Here is a 5,604-nt window from a genome sequence, read left to right on the forward strand (position 1 = left end):
CCGCATCCCGACAGACCGGGCCGATGTCACACCACAGGCCTGTCCCAGCCGGCAGCAGGTGCGGAGTCAACCCGGCAGCTGACAGCCGAGCCGCGATCGCGCGAGTTGTCCGATGTTCCTGTCTACCCAGTTCCGGATGGGCATGAAGGTCACGCCTGAACGCGACAAGCTCGCCTTCATGCTGATTCAGCCAGGCGGCGACCGCGTCAGCCGCGCTCGCTGTCATGCCGGCCGCCCGGACTGCGCCCACTGCCCACACGCATATCGTGCGCCCGCCCGAAAGACCTGATCAGGGCGGATATTCCTGTACAGCAAGGGCCTGGCCCCACCTCTCCACCAGCGCCGGCCCGGATTCACGGCACGGGCCGGCGAAACTCCATCTCCTGAAGCAGGGTATCCACCACGGCGGTCAGATCCCCATCAGCCCGCCTCGCCGCCGTCCGCTGTCGCTCGCTGCTCGAACCGACATCCACAATGTGCAGGACGTCAGCCAGTTCGCCAGGACACGCCAGCCGGCGCGCCACCGGCAGGAGATCCTCCACCAGGTCAACGAGGTCGTCGCGGACGCTGCGCGTCGTACCTCGCTCATCCACCATGATCTCGGCGTCAAGGCCATAGCGGGCCGCCCGCCATTTGTTCTCCTGGACAACCCATCGATGTGGTGTCGGCAACGTGTAGCCCCGGTCGAGCTGAACGTTCATCCGGTCGACAAGACACTGCGTCAGAGCGGCGACCGCCCCGACCTCCAGCAGTGTCGGCAAGCCGTCACAGACACGCAGCTCCACCGTGCCGAAGTTCGGGTGGGGACGGACATCCCACCACACCTCGCGGATGCTCTCGGCCGCGCCAGCCGACGCCATCGTGCCCATGAACCGCTCGAACTGCCCCCAGTCGGAAAGCAGCTGCGGCAGACCCGCTGTGGGCAGGAGCTCGAACAATTTCGAACGCGTCGATGCCAGTCCCGTGTCCGCGCCCAGCCAGAACGGTGAGGATGCGGACAGTGCGAGAAAGTGCGGGATATAGGCGGCGAGCGCGTTCACGATGGGGATCGCCTTTTCCGGTGAACGGACCCCGACGTGCACATGCACGCCGAAGACCAGCAAACGCCGCACGACCCACTGCATACGGTCCACCAGCGAGAAGTAGCGGGGGTCGGGACTGAGCCGCTGCGTGTCATAGTGGGTGAGCGGATGGGTCCCGCTGCACGTCAGCGCGAGCCCCCGCGATTCGGCCAGATCTTCCAGGAAACAGACGGTTGCCAGGAGGTCGCTGGTGGCCTCGGACACCGTGTCACAGATACCGGTAACGACCTCGATGGTCGACTCGAACAGCTCGTACTTGGCCCGTGGCTCGGCATCCCGGCCAATTTTGTTCTGGTACTCGTCGAGAATGCTGGTCGCCGCCCCGCGAAGGTGACGGGTGTCGCGGTCGACCAGCTGCAACTCCCACTCGATGCCGAGACTGGACGTCGGCGACGACGAGAACGGTATCCGCATTCCCTGGCCTCCCGCTGCATCCGGCTGCCGCGTCCCGTCCCCGAACCGCGCTCCCCGCCCGCCGGGCCTGCACCAGCCGACACCGTGACTGAGACGGATGCGTCGGTCATACCCGCGGGGCAACGCGCAACGCCCAACGCGCGAGACTGCCGACAAGGCACGCAAAAAGATCAACTCGGTGCACACTTCTCGCGCTGCCGGAGAGCCGCGGGACGCTGGAACAGGACGCGCTAACCGAGTAACCGTAAGTCCCAGCGCCACGGTCCGGAGGCTTTCGCCATGAATCGTGCGCATAATTTGCGCACGGCGCGCCTACGCCGAGGGCAGTACCCGGATGCCCAGCTCACGCAGTTGGCGCGGCTCGATCTCGGTGGGGGCACCCGTCATCGGATCAAGACCGGACTGGGTCTTCGGGAAGGCGATGACCTCGCGGATGTTGTCCTCACCCGCCAGGATCGCCACCAGCCGGTCGATTCCCACGGCGAACCCGCCGTGGGGCGGCGCGCCGAAGGAGAACGGCGTGAGGAAGAAGCCGAAGCGGCGGTCAGCCTCGGCCGCGGAGATCCCGAGCGCGGCAAAGATCCGCTGTTGCAGCTCGGGCTCATGGATCCGGATCGAGCCCGAGCCCAGCTCCCAGCCATTGAGGACCAGGTCGTAGGCGCGGCTGCGCACTGCCAGCGGCTCTGTTTCGATCTTGTCGACATCATCGGGATGCGGGCGGGTGAACGGATGATGGCCGGGCTTGGGACGTCCGGTCTGCGCGTCGATCCCCACGAACAGCGGGAAGTCGACGACCCAGACATAGCGGAACCCGCCTTCGCCGACGGCCGGGCGCCCGAGATCGTTGCGCAGCTGGCCGAGCACCTCACACACCATCGCCCACTCGTCCGCGACGAGCAGGAGAAGATCACCGGTCTCACCGCCGGTCGCCTTCACGATCCCGGCGAGCTCGGCGGCGGACAGGAACTTCGCCACCGGGGACTCCAGCGTCCCGTCCGCGCCGACCCGCATCCACACCAGGCCCTTGGCCCCGAGCTTCTTGGCCCGGTCGGTCAGGGCGTCCAACGCCTTGCGGTTGTGCGTGGCCGAACCGCCGGGTACGCGGATGCCCTTCACCGCGGGTGCCCCGGCGAACGCCTGGAACCCGCTCGCCGTGAAGATCCCGGTCAGCTCCACAAGTTCCATGCCGAAACGCAGATCGGGTTTGTCCACCCCGAACCGGTCCATGGCGTCGTGCCAGGTGATCCGCTCGATCGGCGGCTGCGCGGCGCCGGTGACCGCCTCGGTCGCGGCCAGCACCGCGGCTGAGATCACCTCCAGCACGTCATCCTGGTCGACGAAGCTCATCTCCAGGTCAAGCTGGGTGAACTCGTACTGCCTGTCGGCCCGCAGGTCCTCGTCGCGCAGGCACCGGGCGAACTGGAAGTACCGGTCGGTGCCGCCGACCATCAGCAGCTGCTTGAACAGCTGCGGGGACTGCGGCAGCGCGTAGAAGCTCCCCGGCGTCTGCCGGGACGGCACCACGAACTCCCGGGCGCCTTCTGGCGTGGACGGCATCAACAACGGCGTCTCGACCTCGACGAAGTCGCGTGGTGCCAGCGCGGAACGCAGCGCGGCCAGTACCGCCGAACGGGTCCGCAGGTTGCGCTGCATGCGTTCACGGCGCAGGTCAAGATAACGATAGGCGAGCCGGGTCGACTCGTCGACCGAGCCGGCACGGTCGTCGATCGGGAACGGCGGGGGTGCCGCCGGGGCAAGCACCGTCACCGTGCAGTCGCGCAGCTCGACATCCCCAGTACCGAGGTTCGGGTTGACCGTCCCCTCGGGCCGGGCCACCACCGTGCCAGTGACGCGCAGGACGTATTCCGACCGGGCGTCGACGGACCCGTCCACCACGCACTGCACCTGGCCGGCGTGATCCCGCAGGTCGACGAACATCAACGACTGGCCGTGCTGGCGGCGGTGAGCCACCCAGCCGCACACCGTGACCGTCTCACCGATGTGCCCCGTGCGCAGCGCACCGCACAGGTGTGACCGCATCGCCGTCTTCATCGACCCGTCCGTCCCGCTTCCCTCGGCCCGTTCCCTCGGCCCGCGCCCCACATCGCGGGACGTGCCTGACCCGACCGACCTTACCGGCCGGGATCGCGGTGACCGATCGGATATTGCCGCGCGCCCGGCGTCACCCGATCCGGATCCGGCCTAACGAGGGCGGCGCAGGGCACGGATGAAACGGGAGAGCTCGGAGCGCAGGCTGGCCGGCACCCGCAGCACCTGCCGGCCGGCCGGGGTCGTCAGGTCCACCGTGATCAGCTCTCCGTGCTTACGCCCCTGGGACGCCGAGAGCACCCGCCGGTCGAAGGCGACATCGAAGTAGTCGCCTTCGCGCGGGAAGGGCGCGACGACCAGCAGCCGCCGGGTGGTGAGCAGGATCCAGCGGGACGTCCCCAGGCGGTGGCCGATGAACCGCTCGGCCCGCGCCGTCAGCACCCCCGGGCCGGATGGGGCGGTGAGCCGGCCGCGCAGCACGACCTCGGTGAACTCCCCCGGCTCCAGCGGAACCTCCGGCGGCCCGACCGTCCGCACCGGTCTCAGACGCATGCCTGCCAGCCTCCCACCGAACCGGTCGAAAGGTGCGCAATCATGCTCTCCGCACGCCCGGAGACCCGATGCCGCGCACCGGAGCGTCCCGCGCGGGGCCGCCCGGTCATAGCTCGGCGCCAGTGATACTTACCTACCACTGGCGCATCCTTGTGATACCAAACAGCCCTGTAGGTATCACAAGGACGCCGGGACGGTAGGTCAGTACCAGTGCGACGCGACTCCTTCGCTCCTGAGCAGTCGGGCTACATCGTCCGGGCCGAACGCGACTACCTCGCCTTCCTCCCGCCACCGTTGCCGCCCGCGCTCGACTTCGACCGGCCCCTGATCGGCCTGCTCTCCGAGGCCGACCGCGCGCTGGGCGAACTTGCCGGCGCCGGCCGGACGTTGCCGAACCCACGGCTGCTGGCCCGCGCCCTCGTCCGCCGGGAAGCTGTGCTGTCCAGCCGGATCGAGGGCACCCAGGCGTCCGTGTCGGATCTGGTCCTGTTCGAGGCGGACCGACCGACCCACGATGAAGGCGACGACGTCCGGGAGGTGTTCAACTATGTGACAGCGGTCGAACACGTCCTCGACCCGAACCGCCGGCTCCCCCTGAGCGTGTCGCTGCTACGGGAGGCACATGCCGTCCTGCTGAGCGGCGTCCGCGGCAACTACGCCACTCCTGGTGACGTTCGGCGAAGCCAGAACTGGATCGGGCCGCCCGGTTGCACCCTCGACGACGCAACCTACGTTCCGCCGCCCCCCGAGCGGTTGTGGGAATGCCTGGACTCGTTCGAGAAACATCTGCATGCCGACCACGACCTGCCACCGCTCATCACAATTGCGTGCACGCACTACCAGTTCGAGGCGATCCACCCGTTTCTCGACGGCAACGGCCGCGTCGGCAGGCTCCTCGTCGTCCTGCTGTTGGCCGAATGGGGGCTGCTGAACGCCCCGCTGCTGGACATCTCGGCCTGGATCGAACCGCGGCGCGATGAGTACTATGCCCGCCTGCTGCGGGTCTCCACCCATGGAGACTGGCCCGGCTGGGTGGGTTTCTTCCTTCGGGGTGTCGCCGAACAGGCCCGGGATGCAGTGCGGCGTTCCGCCACACTGCAGGCTCTGCGGGACGACTACCGCGCCCGGGTCGGTACCGCACGCTCGTCCGCGCTGTTGGCGGTACTGGTGGACGCCCTGTTCGAGATCCCGGCGCTGACCGTCAGCCGGGCTCGGCGCATCCTCGACGTGACGCACCGCTCCGCCAGCCTGAACGTCGCGAAACTGGTGGAAGCCGAAATCCTCACGGAGCTGCCCGGCCGTACCCGCAACCGTCTGTTCGTCGCGAACGGCATCCTCCAGGCGATCGATGGTCGCCCGGCCTCGTCCCCACAGCCCACGATGATCGAGTGATACTTAGGGAGCGCAGAAAAATAACACGTAGAGTCCCGGAACGGCGTCCGTTGGTGTGTTATGGGCGGCATGGACACAGCCGGGCTGGCCGTGAAGTTCGAGGCGATCTTCCCGC

The 5,604-nt window shown here is 68.1% G+C and carries 4 protein-coding genes and 1 pseudogene; 1 reads left to right on the forward strand and 4 read right to left on the reverse strand.

The window, feature by feature from the left end; all coding sequences use genetic code 11:
* The 4 genes and pseudogenes from MJ783_RS16865 to MJ783_RS16880 form a co-directional block, all read right to left on the reverse strand.
* Nucleotides 1-226, reverse strand: a pseudogene (locus tag MJ783_RS16865) (amidohydrolase); the annotation flags it as partial.
* Between the two features lie 127 nt (nucleotides 227-353).
* The gene (locus MJ783_RS16870) at nucleotides 354-1,496 is read right to left on the reverse strand and encodes a glutamate--cysteine ligase (protein WP_239311398.1); all 1,143 of its coding nucleotides are present in this window, start codon (nucleotides 1,494-1,496) and stop codon (nucleotides 354-356) included.
* Nucleotides 1,497-1,808: 312 nt separating this feature from the next.
* Nucleotides 1,809-3,548 (reverse strand): aspartate--tRNA ligase, encoded by a 1,740-nt coding sequence (gene aspS / locus MJ783_RS16875; RefSeq protein WP_239311399.1) that lies wholly within the window; start codon nucleotides 3,546-3,548, stop codon nucleotides 1,809-1,811.
* A gap of 150 nt (nucleotides 3,549-3,698) precedes the next feature.
* Entirely contained in the window at nucleotides 3,699-4,097 is a 399-nt protein-coding gene (locus MJ783_RS16880) for a hypothetical protein (RefSeq protein ID WP_239311400.1), read from the reverse strand.
* 210 nt (nucleotides 4,098-4,307) lie between these two features.
* On the opposite strand from MJ783_RS16880, the gene MJ783_RS16885 reads away from it, so the two are divergent.
* Nucleotides 4,308-5,489, forward strand: coding sequence for a Fic family protein (locus tag MJ783_RS16885; protein ID WP_239311401.1), 1,182 nt, complete (start codon nucleotides 4,308-4,310; stop codon nucleotides 5,487-5,489).
* The last annotated feature ends 115 nt before the right edge of the window (nucleotides 5,490-5,604 follow it).

The sequence above is a fragment of the Protofrankia sp. Cj3 genome (genome assembly GCF_917627355.1).
Classification (GTDB): domain Bacteria; phylum Actinomycetota; class Actinomycetes; order Frankiales; family Frankiaceae; genus Protofrankia.

What these genes read in the sequence shown, in the direction of transcription:
- aspS (WP_239311399.1), bottom strand. Translation starts at nt 3,548, where the DNA reads ATGAAGACGGCGATGCGGTCACACCTGTGCGGTGCGCTGCGCACGGGG.
- MJ783_RS16870 (WP_239311398.1), bottom strand. Translation starts at nt 1,496, where the DNA reads ATGCGGATACCGTTCTCGTCGTCGCCGACGTCCAGTCTCGGCATCGAG.
- MJ783_RS16880 (WP_239311400.1), bottom strand. Translation starts at nt 4,097, where the DNA reads ATGCGTCTGAGACCGGTGCGGACGGTCGGGCCGCCGGAGGTTCCGCTG.